General features: G+C 45.4%; 20 protein-coding genes and 1 tRNA gene. 18 read left to right on the plus strand and 3 right to left on the minus strand.

Annotated elements, in window-relative coordinates; all coding sequences use genetic code 11:
* Window positions 1-8: 8 nt before the first annotated feature.
* The 11 genes from csy3 to EMM73_RS10860 all read left to right on the plus strand — a co-directional run bounded on the left by csy3 (window position 9) and on the right by EMM73_RS10860 (window position 9,989).
* Window positions 9-1,061: a type I-F CRISPR-associated protein Csy3 gene (csy3, locus tag EMM73_RS10810; RefSeq protein WP_127686449.1), complete on the plus strand. Its 1,053-nt coding sequence runs from the start codon at window positions 9-11 to the stop codon at window positions 1,059-1,061.
* Window positions 1,062-1,064: 3 nt separating this feature from the next.
* Entirely contained in the window at window positions 1,065-1,670 is a 606-nt protein-coding gene (gene cas6f, locus EMM73_RS10815) for a type I-F CRISPR-associated endoribonuclease Cas6/Csy4 (protein ID WP_127686450.1), read from the plus strand.
* A 655-nt stretch (window positions 1,671-2,325) separates the two neighbouring features.
* Window positions 2,326-2,412, plus strand: a tRNA-Leu gene (locus EMM73_RS10820).
* 101 nt (window positions 2,413-2,513) lie between these two features.
* Entirely contained in the window at window positions 2,514-3,743 is a 1,230-nt protein-coding gene (locus EMM73_RS10825; RefSeq protein ID WP_127686451.1) for an adenosine deaminase family protein, read from the plus strand.
* A gap of 534 nt (window positions 3,744-4,277) precedes the next feature.
* Window positions 4,278-4,478 (plus strand): hypothetical protein, encoded by a 201-nt coding sequence (locus EMM73_RS10830; protein WP_127686452.1) that lies wholly within the window; start codon window positions 4,278-4,280, stop codon window positions 4,476-4,478.
* 85 nt (window positions 4,479-4,563) lie between these two features.
* Entirely contained in the window at window positions 4,564-5,427 is an 864-nt protein-coding gene (locus tag EMM73_RS10835; protein WP_127686453.1) for a hypothetical protein, read from the plus strand.
* A gap of 81 nt (window positions 5,428-5,508) precedes the next feature.
* Window positions 5,509-6,927 carry a sensor histidine kinase gene (locus EMM73_RS10840; protein ID WP_127686454.1) on the plus strand — a complete coding sequence of 473 codons (1,419 nt, stop codon included), beginning with the start codon at window positions 5,509-5,511 and terminating at the stop codon, window positions 6,925-6,927.
* Window positions 6,924-7,499, plus strand: coding sequence for a hypothetical protein (locus EMM73_RS10845; protein WP_127686455.1), 576 nt, complete (start codon window positions 6,924-6,926; stop codon window positions 7,497-7,499). The genes EMM73_RS10840 and EMM73_RS10845 overlap by 4 nt, the downstream gene beginning before the upstream one ends.
* 2 nt (window positions 7,500-7,501) lie before the next feature.
* Window positions 7,502-8,851: a sigma 54-interacting transcriptional regulator gene (locus EMM73_RS10850; protein WP_127686456.1), complete on the plus strand. Its 1,350-nt coding sequence runs from the start codon at window positions 7,502-7,504 to the stop codon at window positions 8,849-8,851.
* A 36-nt stretch (window positions 8,852-8,887) separates the two neighbouring features.
* Window positions 8,888-9,214, plus strand: coding sequence for a DUF2288 domain-containing protein (locus tag EMM73_RS10855; RefSeq protein WP_127686457.1), 327 nt, complete (start codon window positions 8,888-8,890; stop codon window positions 9,212-9,214).
* A gap of 19 nt (window positions 9,215-9,233) precedes the next feature.
* Window positions 9,234-9,989 (plus strand): arylamine N-acetyltransferase family protein, encoded by a 756-nt coding sequence (locus EMM73_RS10860; protein ID WP_127686458.1) that lies wholly within the window; start codon window positions 9,234-9,236, stop codon window positions 9,987-9,989.
* Window positions 9,990-10,064: 75 nt separating this feature from the next.
* Here the strand turns inward: EMM73_RS10860 and ggt are convergent, their stop codons facing one another.
* Window positions 10,065-11,777: a gamma-glutamyltransferase gene (ggt, locus tag EMM73_RS10865; protein ID WP_127686459.1), complete on the minus strand. Its 1,713-nt coding sequence runs from the start codon at window positions 11,775-11,777 to the stop codon at window positions 10,065-10,067.
* Window positions 11,778-12,188: 411 nt separating this feature from the next.
* Between ggt and EMM73_RS10875 the strand changes: the two genes are divergently transcribed.
* Window positions 12,189-12,896, plus strand: coding sequence for a 2OG-Fe(II) oxygenase (locus tag EMM73_RS10875; protein ID WP_127686460.1), 708 nt, complete (start codon window positions 12,189-12,191; stop codon window positions 12,894-12,896).
* A 261-nt stretch (window positions 12,897-13,157) separates the two neighbouring features.
* Here the strand turns inward: EMM73_RS10875 and EMM73_RS10880 are convergent, their stop codons facing one another.
* Window positions 13,158-13,643, minus strand: a complete 486-nt coding sequence (locus EMM73_RS10880) for a GNAT family N-acetyltransferase (protein WP_127686461.1) — start codon at window positions 13,641-13,643, stop codon at window positions 13,158-13,160.
* A gap of 173 nt (window positions 13,644-13,816) precedes the next feature.
* Between EMM73_RS10880 and EMM73_RS10885 the strand changes: the two genes are divergently transcribed.
* Window positions 13,817-15,625 (plus strand): EAL domain-containing protein, encoded by a 1,809-nt coding sequence (locus EMM73_RS10885; protein ID WP_127686462.1) that lies wholly within the window; start codon window positions 13,817-13,819, stop codon window positions 15,623-15,625.
* 18 nt (window positions 15,626-15,643) lie between these two features.
* On the opposite strand, the gene EMM73_RS10890 is transcribed toward EMM73_RS10885, so the two are convergent.
* The gene (locus tag EMM73_RS10890) at window positions 15,644-16,561 is read right to left on the minus strand and encodes a 1-aminocyclopropane-1-carboxylate deaminase/D-cysteine desulfhydrase (RefSeq protein ID WP_127686463.1); all 918 of its coding nucleotides are present in this window, start codon (window positions 16,559-16,561) and stop codon (window positions 15,644-15,646) included.
* Between the two features lie 201 nt (window positions 16,562-16,762).
* On the opposite strand from EMM73_RS10890, the gene EMM73_RS10895 reads away from it, so the two are divergent.
* Genes EMM73_RS10895 through mshL form a run of 5 tightly spaced genes read left to right on the plus strand, consistent with a single transcriptional unit; the run spans window position 16,763 to window position 20,851 of the window.
* The gene (locus EMM73_RS10895; RefSeq protein WP_127686464.1) at window positions 16,763-17,626 is read left to right on the plus strand and encodes an MSHA biogenesis protein MshI; all 864 of its coding nucleotides are present in this window, start codon (window positions 16,763-16,765) and stop codon (window positions 17,624-17,626) included.
* Window positions 17,610-18,215, plus strand: a complete 606-nt coding sequence (locus EMM73_RS10900) for a PilN domain-containing protein (protein WP_127686465.1) — start codon at window positions 17,610-17,612, stop codon at window positions 18,213-18,215. Before EMM73_RS10895 ends, EMM73_RS10900 begins: the two co-directional genes overlap by 17 nt.
* Window positions 18,212-18,862 (plus strand): hypothetical protein, encoded by a 651-nt coding sequence (locus tag EMM73_RS10905; protein ID WP_127686466.1) that lies wholly within the window; start codon window positions 18,212-18,214, stop codon window positions 18,860-18,862. The genes EMM73_RS10900 and EMM73_RS10905 overlap by 4 nt, the downstream gene beginning before the upstream one ends.
* On the plus strand, window positions 18,840-19,172 hold the full coding sequence (locus EMM73_RS10910; protein ID WP_127686467.1) for a hypothetical protein: 333 nt from the start codon (window positions 18,840-18,842) through the stop codon (window positions 19,170-19,172). Before EMM73_RS10905 ends, EMM73_RS10910 begins: the two co-directional genes overlap by 23 nt.
* The gene (gene mshL, locus EMM73_RS10915; protein WP_127686468.1) at window positions 19,169-20,851 is read left to right on the plus strand and encodes a pilus (MSHA type) biogenesis protein MshL; all 1,683 of its coding nucleotides are present in this window, start codon (window positions 19,169-19,171) and stop codon (window positions 20,849-20,851) included. Before EMM73_RS10910 ends, mshL begins: the two co-directional genes overlap by 4 nt.
* Window position 20,852: the final 1 nt, after the last annotated feature.

The following is a 20,852-nucleotide window of genomic DNA, read 5'->3' on the forward strand; positions in this document are numbered from 1 at the left end:
GGGTGCAGATGGAGTTATGTAATATTCTGAAATATGACAGATCCCTTTACCCAGGGAAGGCAGTGTTTTTTTATAAAACAGCAGATGACGATTTTGTGCCACTTGAAGCAGACATAAATCGAATTCGTGGCCAGAAAGCAGGTTTTACTGAAGCATTTACGCCAAAGTTCACTCCCAAAAATTTAGCGCCTCAAGACCTTGCGCACTGCAATCCAGTGGTAATAGAGGAGTGCTACGTCCCGCCTAATGTTGAGCATATTTACTGTCGTTTTTCATTGAGAGTTCAAGCGAACTCCTTAAAGCCATCTGGTTGCAGCGATACCAGCGTTTTTAATACGCTGCAGGAGCTTGCTGATGTATTTAAAGCATGTGGCGGTTACAAAGAGCTGGCAACTCGCTACTGCAAAAATATCCTGTTGGGCACCTGGTTATGGCGGAACCAAAACACTGGCGATACCAATATCGAGATTAAAAGTAGCTCGGGCAAAGTTTATCAAATTGATAATACGCGCCAGCTGTCATGGGATAGTGTTTGGCCAGAAGATGCTTTGCTTGTGTTGGAACAGCTGAGTGAAGAGATACATCAGGCATTAACAAATCCTGCAGTATTCTGGTGTGCTGACATTACAGCCCAAATAGCTACTGCGTTTTGCCAGGAGATCTACCCTAGCCAGGTTTTTAGTGAAAAGGCTGCTCAAGGAGAAGCATCTAAGGTATTCGTAAAAACGAAATGTGTTGATGGACGCCATGCCGTAAGTTTTAACTCTGTCAAAATTGGTGCTGCGTTGCAATCTATTGATGACTGGTATCTGGCTGAATCTAAACGTCTGAGGGTACACGAGTATGGAGCGGACAAAGAGTTAGGTATTGCTCTGCGCCAGCCAAACTCAGAGCTTAATTTTTATTCGTTGTTTATCAAAGCTGACAGTTTTTTGGATGAACTAAAACAGCAGAAAAATAGTACGCAGATCAAAATCAGTAGTCAGATCTATTATGTTTTTTCTGTCCTGATTAAAGGTGGTTTGTTTCAGAAAAAGACTGAATCCAGAACACAGGAGTAAAGTATGACTCGCTATTATTTTATGATCCGTTTTCTGCCAAAAGAGGCCAATTTTTCATTACTTTGCGGGCGTTGCATTTCAGTGATGCATGGCTACGTATCTAAGCATGATTTACAAGGATTGGGCGTTAGCTTTCCTGCTTGGACTAACTCAAGCATCGGTCATGTGATTGCCTTTGTGCATTCGGATATATCCATCCTGGATAAGCTAAAGCAGCAAGCGTATTTTCAGGAGATGCAAGAATACGGTGTGTTTGAGATTAGCAACGTACAAGTTGTTCCTGCAGATTGTCCTGAAGTCAGATTCAGGCGCAACCAAACAATTTCAAAGATGTTTGTGGGTGGGATAAGAAGAAAGCTGAAGCGAGCTGAAAAGAGAGCGACCGCAAGAGGAGAGGTGTTTGAACCCCCACATACCATGCAACTCCGAGAGTTTGAGTCATTTCATGCTGTAACTATAGCCAGCCGCAGTAGTGGCCAGGATTTTTGTCTGAACATCCAAAAAGATTCAGTATCTAAACCCTGTGAATCCCATTTTAATAGCTATGGGCTTGCCACTAATCAGCAGATGAATGGCTCTGTACCTGATTTTTCAGGTTATCTGCGATGAAATAATACCTTCATTTTTTCTGTTCAAATAAGTTGATGTTTTTAATACGTTTATATTCGTTAGTGTGTTTTAAGGTAGGTTGAAAAAACCTTATGTTTCTCGTTGATTTACATAGGTAATTTATACTTAATCTATAGTGTTCTGCCGTATAGGCAGCTGAAAAAACAAGATAGCTGGCGGAGGTACAATCTGAATGGTGTTCTGCCGTATAGGCAGCTGGAAATACTAGAAATATTACGGCACTTTGGCCCATAGCATGGTCTGCCGAATAGGCAGTTAGAGTTTTTCTCGTTATTCTTCTTAGGGGAAAGAATATTTTATATTGGTAACTTTATTACATTATGGATGCACATGATTTACTGGGAAACACCAAATTTGTCATCGTATGGTTATTTTGTATGTCATGGTATGGTTTCTTGAAAAGCTGAAGATACTGTTCGCAATAAGGCCTTTATGTCAGAGGTTAATGTCAGCGACAGAATCATCAACCTGGTGTTTTTTGCAGCAAAGGCCGTTAAGCAGAGCGGTTTTTGCTGAAAAAATAGGCGGTTGATGCGTTTTTTCAATTTTTTTATGAAAAACACATGACGAACGCCAGTTATTCAGCATAAAATGCGCCCCGTTCTGCCAGTGTTGTTAAACACGCTCTGCTCATGCCCGGGTGGTGAAATCGGTAGACACAAGGGATTTAAAATCCCTCGCTCGAAAGGGCGTGCCGGTTCAAGTCCGGCCCCGGGCACCATTTCCTCTCTCCATTAAGCAATACATTCCATTTTAAATTCCAGTTCTACCACTAAACTGCTATAACTAAAACACTTTGTTAATTTGCAGGTTTATTCTGTTATGCATTTTTACTCTCTTGATTTTATTAAAGAAATGCCAAAGTCCGATCTGCATTTGCATTTAGATGGCAGCTTACGTTTAGACAGCCTGATTGAGATGGCGGCAAAAGCCGGTGTGCAGCTGCCGAGTCAAACAGTGGAAGGCTTAAAAGAGCTGGTATTTAAGGACAGTTATCAGAATCTGGGCGAATACCTACATTGCTTCCAATACACCTGCGCCGTGCTGCGTGATATGGATAATCTGGAGCGTGCTGCTTACGAGCTTGCCATCGACAACCAACTGGAAGGCGTCAACTACATTGAAGTGCGTTTTGCGCCTCAGCTATTAATCGACCTGCCAACAGGCATAGATTTTGACCGGGTGATGCATGCGGTCAATAATGGTCTGAAACGAGCTCAGCAGGAATACAATAGCCAGGCTGCTATTCTGAACGGCGACAAACCGCCTTTTGCCTACGGCATTATCAACTGCGCCATGCGGATGTTTGGCGACAAAGGTTTTTCACCTTACTACACCAACTTATTCCAGTTGATGCGCGATTTCAGTCCTATTGAAGTCATTAAGCTGGCTGCTATGGAATTAGTGCGCGCCAGTGTGCGATTACGGGATGAAGCTGGTATTCCTATAGTGGCTTTGGATTTAGCTGGGCAGGAGTCGGGTTATCCGGCCAGCAAATTTAAAGAAGTTTATGAGTTCGCTCATCAGCATTTTTTGCTGAAAACCTTACATGCCGGTGAAGCTTATGGTGCTGAAAGTGTGTTTGAAGCCATTACCGAATGTTATGCCGACCGCATAGGCCATGGTTATTCCTTGTTTGTGCCTGAAATGATCCAGGACCCTGCCATCAAAGATAAACAAAAGTATATTCGTGAGCTGGCCTCCTACATCGCCGACAAACGTATTGCTATTGAAGTCTGTTTAACCAGCAACCTGCAAACCAACCCAAGTATCAGCGACATCAAAGCGCATAAACTCGGCGATATGCTGGACCATCGTATTGTCACTGTGATCTGCACCGACAACAGGTTGGTGTCGAATACTACAGTCAGCCGTGAATACAAACTGGCGCTGGATAACTTTGATATTCCGCTTAAACGTTTAAAAGACATGGTGGCCTACGGCTTTAAGAAAAGCTTTTTTCCCGGCAGCTATGTAGAAAAACGCCAGTACGCTAAGCAATGTTTAGAGTACTTCGATAAAGTCGCGCAAAAATACGGCTTTATTAACTAGGGAGTCTGGCTTTCAGCCTGACCCTAACAGTTCGGCTGAGAAAAGCCTTGCTGTTTAACACTATCCAATAGGGGTCAGGCCTTTTACGGCAGGCCAGACTCCAAGGTGTAACCTGTAAGACCTGTCCCCAGACTGCAAAATGCCCCTCAGAATGCTGCATGCCGACATTGGTATAACTTATTGAAAATAAAGTTAATTATTTATATTTGATAAATTCAGTCAAAACTGTCGCAAAAAACATACACGCTAAGTTATTGAATTTTAACAATAATATTTTAACCTCTGTTTTGCTGTTGCTAATTAGCGACAGGTTTTTTCAAGTTTATATTCATATATAGCTAAAAATTAAAATGATTATGTTTAAGTTGTTGATATTTAACGGTTTAAATTTTATTTAAAAATGTGGCACAGTATCTGCATTAAGTAGTTTGTAACGGTAAATTAGGTAAGAGGTACGCAGTTGTTACTCTTACCTAATTTACCGGCAGGCTCAGCAAAACGCTGAAATAAACAGTAGTAAAGACGGGGTGAATTATGGACTTATTTTTAATCGCAGCTATAGCATTCTTTATGGTTAACGCTTTTGTATTTGTAACCTACATGCGCAAAATTGATTTAAATGGCAATGCAGTTTTAGAGCTAGAACGTGTTCAATCTGCTGATGCTTATGCCCGCACTGCTGCTAAAGTACGTAAGGCACGCACTGCTGTTGCACTGGAACAAGCTACTAACTAATTAGTTGCTGTCGATACGCGAAAAAACCGGTCTCTGACCGGTTTTTTGTTTTTGGTGTTCTACCATCCATGATGCTCGCCCAATAATGGATTGGAATTTGAGACGGGCGGGGACAAGCCCGCGCCCCTACAGGGTAAAAATCATTCCTGACGATTTTTTATTCGTCTCCATCCATGGCGCTTACCCAACGATGGATTGGAATTTGAGACGGGCGGGGACAAGCCCGCGCCCCTACAGGGTAAAAATCATTCCTGACGATTTTTTATTCGTCTCCATCCATGGCGCTTACCCAACGATGGATTGGAATTTGAGACGGGCGGGGACAAGCCCGCGCCCCTACAGGGTAAAAATCATTCCTGACGATTTTTTATTCGTCTCCATCCATGGCGCTTACCCAACGATGGATTGGAATTTGAGACGGGCGGGGACAAGCCCGCGCCCCTACAGGGTAAAAATCATTCCTGACGATTTTTTATTCGTCTCCATCCATGGCGCTTACCCAACGATGGATTGGAATTTGAGACGGGCGGGGACAAGCCCGCGCCCCTACAGGGTAAAAATCATTCCTGACGATTTTTTATTCGTCTCCATCCATGGCGCTTACCCAACGATGGATTGGAATTTGAGACGGGCGGGGACAAGCCCGCGCCCCTACAGGGTAAAAATCATTCCTGACGATTTTTTATTCGTCTCCATCCATGGCGCTTACCCAACGATGGATTGGAATTTGAGACGGGCGGGGACAAGCCCGCGCCCCTACAGGTTAAAAATCGTTCCTGACGATTTTTTATTCGCTGCTGTCCATGGCGCTCACCCAACAATGGACTGGAATTTGAGACGGGCGGAGACAAGCCCGCGCCCCTACAGGTTAAAAATCGTTCCTGACGATTTTTTATTCGCCGCTGTCCATGGCGCTCACCCCGATGGGGCCAACGCGTTGCGTTGTTAAAAATCGTTCCTGACGATTTTTTTACGTCCCTGTGTAAATCCGTTATGATAAGCGCCTGATTTTTCGTGGAACCCTGTTCTGATGCGAATGCCTGTTCAGCCTGCTTCCCTGCGGCAGTTTGTATTACTCAGCTTTTTTATGGCCTTGATCCCACTAGGGGTTTTGTTATGGCAAAGCCATAGTGCTTTATCTGATGTCAGCCGTTATGCCATAGCTGAAGCTGAAAGCTCGGTGGCTAATGTACGCCGTGCTGAAAATATGCAGAAGCTGGTGAATGATATTGAACGTTCTGTGCTGCAATTTAGTATTTTGAAAACTGACGCTTTGTCGCAACTGGCGGCGACTCACTTAAATAATTATCAGCAGAATTTAGGTTCTGTGTGTTTGAATTTGAGCCAGCCTGTACTTTGCGCACAGCAACAGCAGCAGCTGGAGTTGTTGTTTAATAGTTACTTGCATGAAAGCAACGAAGAGCTAAGTCCTATTTTGCAAAAAATTCGTCAGCAGCAAGTGCAACTGACGCAAGTGATCTGGGCTTTGCTGGAACAACGATTACAGCAACAGCAGGTGTATGCTGAAGAGGCACAAAGCCATCTCGCCTGGCAAACAGTGGCTTTAGTGGTGCTGACCTTGTTAATGGTGCTTTGGGCTTGTGCACGCATTACTGCTCCGGTAAAAATGCTCGATACAATGATCCGTTCTATAGGGCAGGCCAGCCATCATTTCCCACACGATAAAGTGGATGGCCCACGTGAATTAACTGAGTTGGGTGAACAATTACGTTGGTTGGCGTCCCGTTTACAACAGTTAGAAGCTTTACGACTTATTTTACTGCGCCATGCTTCGCATGAACTTAAAACGCCTTTATCCAGTATCCGTGAAGGCTGTGCACTATTAAGTGAACAGTTAGTTGGCCCTTTAAATCCGCAGCAAATGGAAGTGGTCAGCTTGCTTAACGGCAGTGCCGATCGTTTAAGTGTGCTGACAGAGCAACTTTTGGACTACAACAAGTTATTGCAGCAAGCTAAGCCAGAGTTTGATTGGCACGACAGCAAAACTCTGTTGCAAAATTGCTTTAATGACCATGCCTTGTCTTTGCAGCAACGCGAACAAAAAATTGTACTGGATTGTCAGTTGCCGCGTATTTACACCGACTCCATGTTGTTCAGACGCATTCTGGATAACTTGATCAACAACGCTCAGGCTTATGGTGCTGAGGGCAGTCAGGTTTGGGTCAATTTACGTCAGCATGATAAGTTTATGCTACTGGACGTAGCCAATAATGGCACTGGTATTCCTGCAGAATTGAGGGCTAAATTGTTTGAACCTTTCCAGCGTGGCAAAGCCCCTCGTTTTGATGCTGTTCAGGGATCAGGACTAGGTTTATCTATAGTCGCCGACTGTGCCCGTTTACTAGGTGGTCTGGCAGAAATTATCGACGTCGGTTACGCCGATGTATGTATTCAGGTGCGTTTGCCTTTAGTTGAGGATGCGGTATGAAACTTTGGTTTAGTCTAGGCCTCTGTCTGGCGTTAACAGCCTGCGAAACTGTAAAACCTGTGGTCCCGGTAGTTAATAAAACTATACCCACAGTTGAACCTGTTCAAACCCAGTTGGTTGAGGCTCCCAAGGCTGTGAAAGCTGAGCTTGCTATTGCAGATGATGCCCTCACTTTACAGGCCTGGCGTGATTTTCGCGCTCAGTTACTTTTAATGCCGGTTGCTGAGCGTGATTTATTACTGAAAAGCTTTAAAACCAGCCCTGTCACGACCTTACAAATGTTGCTGATTAAATTGCATCCAGACAGTCCTTATGCTGTGCGTTTTGCTGCTCAAACTCAATTAAATGACAAGCTGACGGCTTTACCTAAAGGCTTGGCAGATTTGTTGCGTTGGGATTTAGCTTACAACCAGAAATTACTTGAAAGTGAGTCCGCTGTTACAGCGTTATCCCGTCTTAACGCACAGCAGCAGGAGCAATTGGATAAACTGCGTAAGCAAAGTAAAGATTTGCAGAAGAAAATTGATGCACTGACTCAAATTGAAGCCAAACTAAACCAGACAGGAAATTAAGCATGAGCAATGGCGCCCGGTTATTGCTGGTGGATGATGATCCCAGCTTATTACGTTTGCTAACCTTGCGTCTGGAAGGCGAAGGTTATCAGGTGATCAGCGCAGACTGTGCTGAAACAGCCTTGGTACTACTGGGTAAAAATAAAGTGGATGTGGTGCTGAGTGACTTGCGTATGCCGGGTTTAGATGGCATGGCTTTGTTTGATGAAATTGCCAAACGCCATTCAGGTTTACCTGTGGTATTGATGACTGCTCATGGCTCCATTCCTGAAGCTGTAGCAGCGACACAGCGCGGTGTCTTTGGTTTTTTAACTAAGCCTTTAAATAATAATGACTTACGCGATATTTTGGCAAAGGCCGTGCATCAATCTCATGTGCCAAGTAAAGACGAATGGCGTACCGATATTATTACTCGCAGTAAAGTGATGGAACAAGTGCTGGATCAGGCGTATCGCGTTGCGCAGCGCGATGTCAGTGTATTAATCACTGGGGCCAGTGGCACAGGTAAAGAAATGCTGGCCAAAGCTATTCATAAGGCCAGCCCAAGGGCTAAAGGCCATTTTGTCGCTATTAACTGTGGGGCTTTACCTGAGCATTTGTTGGAGTCTGAACTCTTTGGTCACAGCAAAGGCGCTTTTACTGGCGCTGTGACTGAGCATTTAGGTTTATTCCGCGAAGCAGACGGCGGTACTTTGTTCCTCGATGAAATAGGTGACATGCCCATGCCATTGCAGGTAAAGCTGTTGCGGGCTTTGCAGGAGCGACAAATCCGTCCTGTCGGCAGTACCAAAACTATTCCTATCGATGTAAGAGTGTTGTCTGCAACGCACCGGGATTTAAAGCTAGCGATGCAGGAACAAAGTTTCCGCGAAGACTTGTATTACCGCTTAAATGTGGTGAATTTACAGTTACCAACCTTACGAGAGCGGGCTGAAGATATTCCCTTATTGGCCCGGCATGTGTTGCAACAAAATGCCGAACGCCATGGTATGCAGGTCAATCGTTTTTCTGAGGATGCGATGCAAGCACTGGTCACAGCTCAGTGGCCGGGTAATGTGCGTCAACTGGTGAATGTGGTTGAACAATGTGTAGCTTTAACCCACAGCCCAGTGCTCAGTGTAGCTTTAGTGGAGCAGGCTCTTTCACAAAATCGTAGCTTTTGGCCGACCTTAAGTGAAGCACGTGACCAATTTGAACGACAGTATTTGATCCGGGTATTAAAAATGGCCGAAGGTAATGTGACTCGGGCTGCAGAACTTGCAGGCCGTAACAGGACAGACTTTCATAAACTGATGAAAAAACACGAACTCAGCGCAGCTCAGGTATCCGAGCAAAGCGACGAACTTGAATAGCAAAGCGATGAATTGGAATAACGAAGAGATTGATTGATGCACGAGAATTTTGAAGTCGAACCCGATGTACTCAAAGCTAAAATCATTAGCGAAACTGCCCGTATTAACTGGCTGGATTTGCAGAAATTTTATGCGGCAGGTTCTGTAATTCAGGTTTCAGCAGAGCTGGATTTGGTCGATGTGGCTTTTGCTTTTAGTCAGGATGACAAAGCCGCTGTGCAGCGCTGGCTGCACTCTGGTTTAGTCGACAGAGTGTCAGACACGCAAGCAGTGCTTTGGGTAGAACAACAGGCCGAACTTTGGGCTGTGGTGATTTCTCCCTGGATTTTGGTGCAGGATAAAGCTGCTTCATCTACTCATTAATCAGGCAGGTCAAAGCTTTATGTATGCAGAAAATTTCCAGTTAGACTCCTATCTGAAACGCATTGATTATAAAGGGCCTTTGGGGAAAAACGCCGAGATATTAAAACAACTGATGCGTGCCCAGCTCTTTCATGTTGCTTTTGAAAACCTCGATGTACAGGCCGGTAAAATTGTCTCCTTAGTGCCAGAACAGATTGTCGATAAAATAGTGGGGCAGGGCCGTGGTGGTTATTGTTATGAGGTGAATGGCCTCTTTGCAATGGCGTTGCAGGCTTTAGGTTTTAGCTATAAGTTTGTCGCCTGTCGCCCTATGTTTTACCCGGTGCGTCGACCTAAAACTCATATGGTATTGCTGGTGGAAGCTGATGGTGACCAGTGGATCTGTGATTTAGGTTTTGGCAGCTACGGTATTCGTGCTCCCATCGCCTTATCTTCTTTGGAACAAATCCAGCAACAAGACTTTGATCAGTTCCGTTTAACCACAGAGCCAAGTGGTGCTTATGTGGTACAGGCGCTGGTGGACGGCCAGTGGTTAAGTCAGTTTGGCTTTGAACCTTATGCCAGTGAATGGGTGGACTTTATGCCGGCTAACTATCTGAATAGCACCCATCCGGATACGATTTTTGTGCAGAAGTTACTGGTGATTAAGCACCACGAACAAGGCCGCGATATTCTGCTGGGCGATCAGCTAAAACAAATACGAGCTGAAGGTACAGTGGTCAAGCAGTTAAGCCCTGAACAGCGGGAAGAAACACTAAAGCAGCTGTTGAAGTAAAATTGCAGTTACTTGGGGTCAGGCCTTGCATGTTGCAGTACGCTGCAACATTCAAGGCCTGACCCCAAGTAAAGATTAATACCCTGCGGCCTGACCGTCTTTACGGGACTCTGAAGCGCCATAATAAACGCCGGTTTTGGGGTCTTTCATAATGGCCTGATAACCGCCAAATTCACCTAAAGCGTAACGCACGTCATGGCCTTTTTTCATCAGTTCACGGGCTGTTTCATAAGGCACACCTTTTTCCAGTTGCACATAACCACCATTGGTTAAGTAAGTTGCCTGTGAATCGGTAGGTTCAGTGCTGCCCAGATGTTGCCAGCGCGCTGCATCCCCAGCTTCTTGCAGATTCATGCCGTAATCAATCATATTTACCACAATCTGCACATGACCCTGAGGCTGCATAGCGCCACCCATGACACCAAAGCTGGTCAAGGGTTTACCGTCTTTACTGATAAAGGCCGGAATAATAGTCTGGAAAGGTCTTTTACCCGGCTCATAGGCATTGGCGTGTTTTTTATCCATAGAAAACATCTGGCCTCTGTCCTGGAACACAAAACCTGTGCCAGGCGCAACCACACCTGAACCCATACCCCTGTAGTTACTTTGAATGAGCGACACCATAGTGCCGTCTTTATCGGCCGTGGTCATATAAATGGTGTCACCTTCGTAAGCGGCTGGATTACCAGCGTCCACCCGTTTTGCGGCAGTAGCACCGATCAGTTTGGCGCGCTCTTTACCATAGGCTTCAGATATCAAGCCTTTGATGGGCAGTTTGTTAAAGTCGGTGTCCGCGTAAAACTTGGCTCTGTCTTCAAAGGCCAGCTTTTTTGCTTCCACTAAGGTGTGAATACTTTCGACACTATTGTAACCCATAGCTTTTAAATCAAAGTTCTTCAGGATCTGTAGCATCTGTAATGCAGCTATGCCCTGACTGTTAGGCGGGAGCTCCCAGACATCATAACCACGGTAATTGACTGATACAGGTTCTACCCAGTCTGAGCTGTGGTTGGCGAAATCTTCGTAACGCAGGTAGCCGCCGTTGGCTTTCATAAAGCCGTCGATACTTTTGGCGATATCGCCTTTATAAAAGGCATCACGGCCGCCTGCGGCTATGGCTTTATAAGTGGCTGCTAAGTCAGGGTTTTTGAACATCTCGCCTTTGGCTGGTGCTTTGCCATTGATAGTAAAAGTACCGACAAAATCACCTGGCTGATCTTTTAAGCGGGGTACGGATCTGTCCCAGTAGTAAGCAATCAGCTCACTAACCGGGAAACCTTGTTCGGCATAAGTGATAGCAGGTTGCAGAATTTGAGTCATAGGCAATTTGCCAAACTTCTGGTGCATTTCAAACCAGCCGTCTATAGCACCAGGTACGCTGATGGGCAGCATACCGTAAGGAGGCAAGTCTTCACGTCCGAGTTTTTTCAGCTCTTCAGACAGTTGTGCATGGCTTAAGCCTTTAGGGGAACGGCCAGAGGCATTTAAGCCATAAATTTTATTGGTTTTACCGTCCCAGATAATAGCGTACAAGTCGCCGCCTATACCGTTGCCAGTAGGTTCCATTAAACCTAAAGCCGCGTTTGCTGCGATGGCTGCATCTACTGCAGTGCCGCCTTGTTTCATGATATCCAAAGCGATTTGGGTGGCTAATGGCTGACTGGTAGCCGCCATCGCATGAGGCGCTATCACTTCAGAACGGCTGGCAAAGTCAGCGCCGGTAATACGGTCATAAGCCATCAGTTGAGGTGATAACGCAATCAGGCTGCAGAGCAGGAGTTTTTTCATTGTGGTTGTGCCTCTGAAATACAGGAGCACACAAGCTAGTGATACTATGATGAAATTACCAGCAGCACGCGACCAAAAGCCAGATTAGCTGGCTGAAACCAAATGTTTGGTCAAGGCGGCTTTTTGTTCATAGTCTAAGGTGGACTCGCCAAAGGCAGTCTGCCAAAGGTTATCGGAAAATAGCCAGCCATTCATAGTTTATGGCGCAATGCCGCTTCGCGTCGATTGACCCCCTACTTTGCTACTCAATCGCCGACTTTGGTCTCGAGGTCAGGTGTAAATAATTTGAAAAAGATCATGAGCCCCTTCAAACCACGCCGTTAGCACTGTATTGTTGATATGACCTGAGGCGTCCGTTTCATTGAAACGTGGCTGAATAATTTCTTTAAACATAACAATAACCTAGAAACTATGAATGATTTTATCGAAGTATATGATGATGTATTGCCGCGTGCTTTTTGTCAGCAACTGATCCAGCTTTTTGAACAAAGTCCTTATACCACAGCGGGTCGCACAGGCGGTGGTGTCGATCCAAGCAAAAAATTAAGCACAGACTTGTATTTAAATCAGTATCCGGACTATCACCCAGCCTTGGCTGAGATTATCCGCTACACCACTGATTACGTAGCCGATTATTTTCGCAAATACCATTTTGCTTTAATTGGTCCTGTTAGTATGACGGTTCCCCATCCAGCTGAGCACCGTATGGTGACCATCACTGCGGAAAACTACCCGGAGCTGGGCGCCCCTCAGGCCGATAATTTTATGCGTACTTTGTATCGGCTGGGTCCTATTCAAATGCAAAAGTACCAGCAGGGTAAAGGAAACTACGGCTACTGGCACTCAGAGGTCTATCCGCAGTTACCGCACAATGAGCCACTGCATCGCACTTTGTTATTTATGTTTTACTTAAACGATGTAGCGGAGGGCGGCCAGACGGAGTTTTATTATCAAAATAAAGCCATTCAGCCCAAAGCCGGGAGTATGGTGATAGCACCGGCTTATTTTACTCACACTCATAGAGGTTGTGTGCCAGTGTCTGACGATAAGTACATTTTGACTAGTTGGGTGTTATTTAATAGGGCTGAGCAGCTCTACGGTCAGGCACCGGAAAGCTGAACAGGTTAAATAACCTGAGCTCGGGATAAGCGGTGCCACTGAATAGACATCTTTTCGCGCCTCTCTGCGTTGCTCCGTCTAGCCATAGCTTGCTATGGCGTACGACAAAGCGCCTTGAGATCCACAAAAATCTGTGCATTCAGTCAGCAAAGACTTTGGTTGCTTAACGTAACAATGTTATTTCGTTGATTTAATTCATTAAATCAAAAAAGTCGACACTCATTATCCCGAGTTCAGGTTAAATAGATCTTGTATTCGCCATCAGGTCACTGGATGGCTGCTGAACTGAGGGGGAGTGGCAGGTCTGGCCATTTCCAGATGCGGAATATCATCTTCCAGATAAGGTTCGCTGCAAGCGATAAAGCCAAAAGACTCGTAAAAACGTTGCAGATAACACTGAGCGGATATACGGATCTCCAAATCAGGCCAGCAGCTGCTGGTGACATCCAGTGCCTTATCCATTAACCCCCGGCCCAGAGCCAGACGACGGGCGGTTTGGGATACGCAAATCCGACCTAAAGCCGGACTATGTTCATAGCTGACGCCTGGGGCAAGCACCCGGGCATAAGCCAGAATCTTGTCGCCTTTTTTCAGCAGAATATGTCGGGTTTGTGGGTGTAAATCTTTGTTATCCAGTTCTGGATAAGGGCAGTTTTGTTCTACGACAAACACATCTACCCTTAATTGCAGCATGGCGTATACCGTATACGAATCCAACTGACTAAAGCTTGCAACTTGCCATTCCATCTGTCCGTCCTGTTGTTTTTTTATCGTGATTCTGACTTTACTATATCAAAGTCACTGTTTTTTGTCCGATCCTGTACCTGGTGGACAAATACAAGCACAGCAAAAAAATCTGCATAGAGGTCAAACTTGACTCACACTTATCAGATTCATCTGATCAAGCAAAAGGAGTTGTAATGAGGTTAAGCCAAATAGTGCAAAAGAAGCGGCATTGGCAGCAGTTGCTCAGTGTTTTGGTACTGCTGCTGGTTAATATCAGCTTTTTTACTATTGGTCAGTTGCAATTGCAGCAGCGCCAGCAGCAGTTGCAACAATGGCTTTCGCTGCAGCCTCTGGCTGAGCAGTCCTGGCTGGTGAGCGAACAAAACCAATTGCAGCTTTTATCCAGTCCACCTGAAACTGCGGCGGAGTTTGTAACTCTGGATGGTTCAAATCCTGCTCTGCACCTTTCATCTGACTTAGTGAACACTTGGAGTGTTCTGGATTACCTGTTGCTGAATCTGCCCTTTCTGATTTGGTTGTGCTGGTTGTGGTGGATCAGGCCTTATCAACAGCAATTCAGCCAAGAGTTACAGCAATTGGAGCAGCAAACTCTGCAACTCATGACTCATTTGGATTTACCTTTTCATCAGGACACCAACCCTGCCACTCAATTACAACGCGTTGTACTGAAACTGCAAAACTGGCAAAAACGTGATAGCGAGATTCGCCAATTGGTGCGTGTTCAGGGCTTAGTGGATCACGAGTTGGCTATAGGTAACAGAGTGTTTTTTGAAAGCCGGTTAAATCATTATTTAACTGAAAGTGGCGAGGCTGAGCGTGGCGCTGTGTTTTTAATTCAGCTGTCGCACCCTGAAACCAACTTGTCCAATCTGGTCAAATTGCAGCGCTTAAAAGGTTGTGTTGAATTGATTACCGAGCTGGCCGCGGTTTGGCCAGAGGCAGTAATGGCCAGGTTGGCTGATAACGATCTGGCGCTGCTGCTGCCGGGGTTAACCGGAAAAGAAGCAGAACAATTTGGTGATCGGATGGCACAGGTGCTGAGTCAAGCCAATTTCTTTGCGGAATGTCAGGATTTTGATCTGATCCACATAGGTTTCGTGTTGTATCAACAGGGTCAAAGTTCTTACCAATTAATGGCTGAAGCAGATATGGCATTAAAAACTGCTCAGCTACAAGGGCCTAATGCTGCTTTTGGTTTCAATGATCCTCAAAAGCCAAAGATTAAAGGCTCAGTCTGGTGGCGAACTGAGTTGCACAATGCGTTAAAACAAAACAGGTTCTTGTTGGGTTTTCAGCCCGTATTCTCCTGGCAGGACGATGATGTGTTGCAGCATGAGGTGCTGGTACGACTGGCCAGTAGTGATGGCGACAAACTTGCTGCTGCACTGTTTTTGCCTATGGCAGCCAACTGTGGTCTGGTCAGCGCCATAGACCAGTATGTGCTATTGAAGGTCGCTAAACTGGGTGAAACAGAAGCGCTCGAGCATTGTCGTTGTAGTGTGAATTTAAGTACTCAGTCTGTATTGGATGAGGCATGGTGGCATTGGCTGCAGCAGCAAGTGAACAATGGCAGTATAGTAGCGGCAGATCTGGCGCTGGAATTTCATGAGCATCACTTGATGAAACACTACAAAAGCTTGAAACCTAAACTGCTGCAATTGCAGCAGTGGGGCTTTGAATTAATAGTGGATCATGTAGGGCTAAGTCTTGACGCTACCCCTTATACCGATGAATTGCCAATACGAATGTTGAAAATTCATCCAGCTGTAGTGAGGGGTATTGACCATCAATTGGAGCAGCAACTATTTATCCGTGGCTTATTGGCATCTTGTGTCGGCAAAGATATAAAAGTGATAGCGACAGGGGTGGAACAGGAGCAGGAATGGCAATGCCTGAAAAAGCTGGGTGTAGTAGGTGCACAGGGGTATTACTTCAGTCAGCCGCTGGCACGGCTGATTGCCCAGAACCAATTGTCAAAATAAGCCGGTCACTATGATGTTCTACTGCACTGAATCAAGCGGAGCTATCAGGCCTCTGTAAGCCAACCCCTTCAGACCTTGTAATCCGCCTGTGTGAAAAAAGCTCAGGCGGCTCCCCTTTGCGATCTGCCCACTTTTAATCAACTCAAACACAGAATACAAAGCTTTGCCGGTATAAATGGGGTCAAGCTGCACATTCTGCTCGGTAAAAGACAGGCAAAATTGCCACAACTTCTGATCAAAATGACCATAACGAGGTTGGTGCAGGGCCTGAATCAGCTGCCACAAGGGCCACTGAGTCTCGGCAGGCAAAAAAGCCTTAATTTTTTCCGGCAAAGTCTGATCCTGAACTACAGCTATACCTAAAACCGCTGTGTTGTCGGAACCACGAATTAAACCCGCTATAGTACCACCGCTGCCGACAGCGCAAATAAGCAAAGATGCGGGGCCTGCAGGTGTGGTGCAGATTTGCAGCTCGCTGACTCCCCTCACAGCCGCCTCACAAGTGCCTCCCTCCGGGATATGCAGGTACCCAGGGTATTGCTCCTTTAATTGCTGTACAACCTCTTCAGTGTGGCGTTTGCGGTACATCTCTCTGCTTACCCGCACCAACTGCATGCCATAAGATTGGCAAAGCGCTAAAGTAGGGTTATTTAAATCAACCTCTTCACCCCGGACTATACCTAGACTCTGCAGCTTATTTTCTGCCGCTGCCGCTGCTGTTGCGACCAAATGATTGGAAAATGCGCCACCAAAGGTGAATAGGCCTTGATATTTTTGTTGCAGCGCTAGTTCCAACTGGTATTTTAGTTTCAATATTTTGTTTCCGGAGATATCCGGATTGGTTTCCTGAGCATAACGCAACCAGAGCTCGATCTGATGCTCACTCAGGAGTGGGTGGTCAAGTTTTTGCCACTGTACATAAGAAGTTGGTGTCATAATTCGTTGTCACTGCAGCATGAATTTTTATCACTTTTATCGTTCTTGTGATAGTTTACCGTCACTATAATAAAGAAAGCACAGTAGGTCGTATTTACAGTTATGTTAACAAAGCTATTGGCGCTATTAAAACTCACTGGGAAATCAAGCAATACCTTTGCTGGCATCCATCTGTCTGCCAATAGTCTAAAGGTTGTTGTGGTGAGTCAGCAATCCGCAACTGAGCACAGTGTAGAACAAGTACTGCTGGAACAGTTTGGCTCCGCAGCTCAATTGTCTAACGCTTTTAAAGCTGTAGCCGCGAAATTACCGACAGATTGTCAATGTACTTTAGTGATACCTCCTGAGCGATACATGGTGGTACAAATTGATAAACCCGCGGTGCCTGATGAAGAGATTTCATTGGCTTTACCCTGGACAATCAAAGATTTGGTCACTTTGCCTGATGATGACATGGTACTGGACTATCTGGACTTACCGCTGCAAAACCAGTTGCAGGGCATCAAAGTCAATGTAGTTGTCAGCTCAAAAAGCTGGCTGGCCGATCTGGTCGCTTTGTTTGTGGCAAATAAATTACAATTGGTGAGTATTCAACCTGAAGAATGGTTAGCCAGAAACTTGTTGCCGGCTAAAGAGCAGGCACAAATGCTGGTGTCTCATCAACCGGGTCAGGATTTGACTGTGCAAATTCTGCAGCAGGGAAATTTATGCTTTTCCCGTCGTCTTCGTGGATTTAATCGGCTCGACCAATTTAGTCTGGAAGAATTACAACTGGGCCCGTTTGATAACTTGCTGCTCGAACTACAGCGTTCTATTGATTACTTCGAGGGCCAACTGAAACAAGCACCGGTCAAGGAAATTGCCTTGTTGTTCGCGCGTTCAGATCAGGACGACGTGGTGCAGTTGTTCGTGCAAAATGGGTTCTCGCAGGTATTTAGATTGTCAGCCAAACAGGCTGGAGTGGAGATGACTGCCGAGCAGTTTAGTCTTTATTGGGTGGCTCTTGCTGCTGCTATTGAGCCTTTGTGCGCTCGACGGGAGGTCAACCTTGAAGCTGCGGGTTAACCTTTATGTACCGGCTTTACAGCCAGTCAAAGAGAAAATCAGTTTAAAGTTGCTGGTCGGCAGCACGCTTGGACTTTGTGCTGTTTTGTCAGCTGCGGGCTTTATCATAGGTATGCAAAATGATGAAAAAAAAGCTGAGCTCGCATTAGTGCAGCAGCAATTGAAAACCCAGGAACAACAGATCAGCCAGTTGCAGCAAAAGTTAGCGGCGCGCGAACCTACGCCCTCTATAGTGAAGCAGCACACAGAGCTGAGTCAGACCATAGCGCAAAAGCAAAAGCTACTGCGTTTTGTTCAAGGCGAACAGGTGAAAACTTCAGTGAAGTACTCGCCGGTATTTCATTACCTTGCCCAGATAGACCCTCAGGGATTTTGGCTGGACAGTTTTAGTCTGGATGCAAGCTCCAGTCAGTTTAGTGGTTATGTCACAGAAGCGTCGTTGTTACCACAATGGCTCACCCGGTTAAGCAACTCTGAATTTTTCAAAGGCCAGACTTTTTCTCATTTTGAAATGAAACAGCAAGAAAATACTGAGGCGCTGACTTTTAAAGTGACATCTTCCGCTGCTATCGGGGAGACGCCACCATGAGTGCATGGCAGCAATTGTCTGAACGCTTCAAAGCATTAAAAGAACGAGAGAAAATCGCTGCACTGAGCAGCGCTTTGTTGATATCTTTGTGGCTTTTTATGCTACAGCTGTTAATGCCAGCATTTGAAGCGCTGAAAAAAACACAACAACAACTACAGAGTGCTACTGCGACAGTACAGCAGCAAAACACTATGTTGATGTCGTTGCAACAACAGCAAGGGATAGATGCAGATGCAAACTACAAGCAGGAAATTGAGCGTCTACAGCTTGAAGAACAAGGGTTACAGCAACAAATTGCTCAGCTCACCAGTTATTTTATTGGTTCTGAACGTATGGCGCTGGTGTTGCAAGATGTTTTAAAAAGTAGCAACAACGTAAAATTAAAATCTCTCAGTATCAAGCCGCCTGTCCCCTTAACTTTTGCTGATCAGGGGTCAGACAGTAAAGCGGTTATTTATCAACACGCGACAGTTGTTGTTTTATCAGGTAATTATTTTGCGCTAACAGCTGTTTTAGAGCGACTGGACAAGTTGTCGTGGTCTTTGGGGTGGCAGAGTATTGATTATAAGGTGACTCAATACCCTGATGCTGAGCTGACGTTGCAATTGCTGACTGTGAGTGACAATGAAAGTTATATTAAGTTGTAGCCTTTTTTTCGTTCTGAGCTGTGCTGTGGTTGCAGCTTCAGATCCAACCAAACCTGATATGGCTGTGGTTATGGCTGTGAGTTCTGCTGGAGCTGATTCTGACATGGCTGCCAAAGCTGCAAAATTTAAACTGGGTCTGATCAAAAATGTACAAGGGCAGCATATGGCTTTGATTAATGGCCAGTCCGTTAAACAAGGCGACGACATTGAAGGTTACAGGGTGCTTAGTATTAACCGACAACAGGTTGTGTTACAGCAGGCAAATGAACGCCTCACCTTAAGTTTGTTTAAAGCGATGAAAACTCAATGAATTATTTTAGGAAAAACTGTTTCACATTAGCTTTTATCAGTCTGGCTTTAGCGGGTTGTCAGGGGGTACAGGAAACTAAGGTGCCCAAGGATGCACAGAAAGTACTGGCTGAACAACAAAAGCTGACCCAAGCGGCAGCCCTGGTTGTACCTGACAGCGTGACTGAGGATTTATTGGCGCTGACCAGCCCTATGCAGCAAGCCCGGCCTATGCAGCAACGTTTTAATGTCGCAGCCTCTAATGTCGATATTGCAGACTTTTTTACATCATTAGTGGCTGATACAGACTACAGTGTTGCTATTCATCCTGCTGTTTCGGGCCAGATCACGCTGGATTTAAAGCAGGTAACACTGAATGAAACTTTTACTGTTATTGAACAGCTCTATGGCTACCATATTAAGCAGGTAGGCTCTATTTACAAAGTACTACCAGGTGGTCTTCGCACTGAAACCATAGCTGTGAATTATTTATTGATGCAGCGTTCCGGCAGCTCTTCCATTTCTGTGACTGCTGGGGGTATCTCTTCGTCACAAGGTGGTAATAACAGCAGAGGTAGTTCAGGCAACACTACCCAGAATAATAACCAGAATAACAACCAAACTAATCAGAATGGTAACCAGAACAATCAGGGTGGGCAGGGCAATGGCAGCTCAGTGCAAAGCTCCAGTCAGACCGATTTTTGGAAAGATTTAAAAGAAGCTATTACTGGTGTGATGGGGGCAGGACCAGATCGCGCTGTGGTGATTAGTCCGCAAGCAGGTTTGGTCACAGTACGTGGTTTACCTGCTGAAATTGAAGCGGTAAAGGCATACCTTGGGCAAACGGAAGAAAGTTTACAACGCCAGGTGATATTGGAAGTTAAAATCATTGAAGTCACGTTAAATGACGATTACCAGCAAGGTATTAACTGGAGTCAGATCGCCACTACTATTGGCTCTACTGATATCAACTTTAGTAATAATACATTTAGCTTGGGTAATAACATTACCGCTCAGATAGGTGGTTTGGGCAGTATAGGTTTTGCAGGCGACGATTTTAGCGGTGTCATTAATTTGCTTGAAACTCAGGGCAATGCGCAAGTCTTGTCCAGCCCTCGTGTCACAGCTATTAATAATCAAAAGGCTGTGATCAAAGTGGGTTCAGACGAGTATTATGTGACTGGTGTCAGTAGTAGTTCAAATCTGAGCGACACCACAGGAACAGGCACAGGTATTACCAGGGATGTTCCTATCCCTGAGCTGGAACCTTTTTTCTCTGGTATAGCGCTGGACGTAACGCCGCAGATTAATGTCGATGGTGATGTGATTTTACATGTACACCCTTCGGTTTCAGAGACCACTGAGTTGAGTAAGTCCATTAATCTGGGGGCGGGTAGTTCCTTTACTTTACCTTCTGCTCAAACCAATATCCGTGAATCCGATACTATTATTAAAGCCCGTAATGGCGAAATTGTGGTGATTGGTGGTTTGATGCAATCCAGCATCAGTGACAATGAATCCAAAGTGCCAGTGCTGGGATCAGTGCCTTTATTCGGAAAACTCTTTACCAACATCAGTAAAGTAGAACGTAAAAAGGAACTGATTATTCTGATTAAACCTACGGTATCGTCCAGCAGTGCTATGCAGCAACAGATTAAACAGTCTGCGGATTTGATCGATCAATGGTATCCAAAGAACTGAC

Origin of the sequence: Rheinheimera sediminis (genome assembly GCF_004005375.1) — a bacterium.
GTDB lineage: Bacteria > Pseudomonadota > Gammaproteobacteria > Enterobacterales > Alteromonadaceae > Pararheinheimera.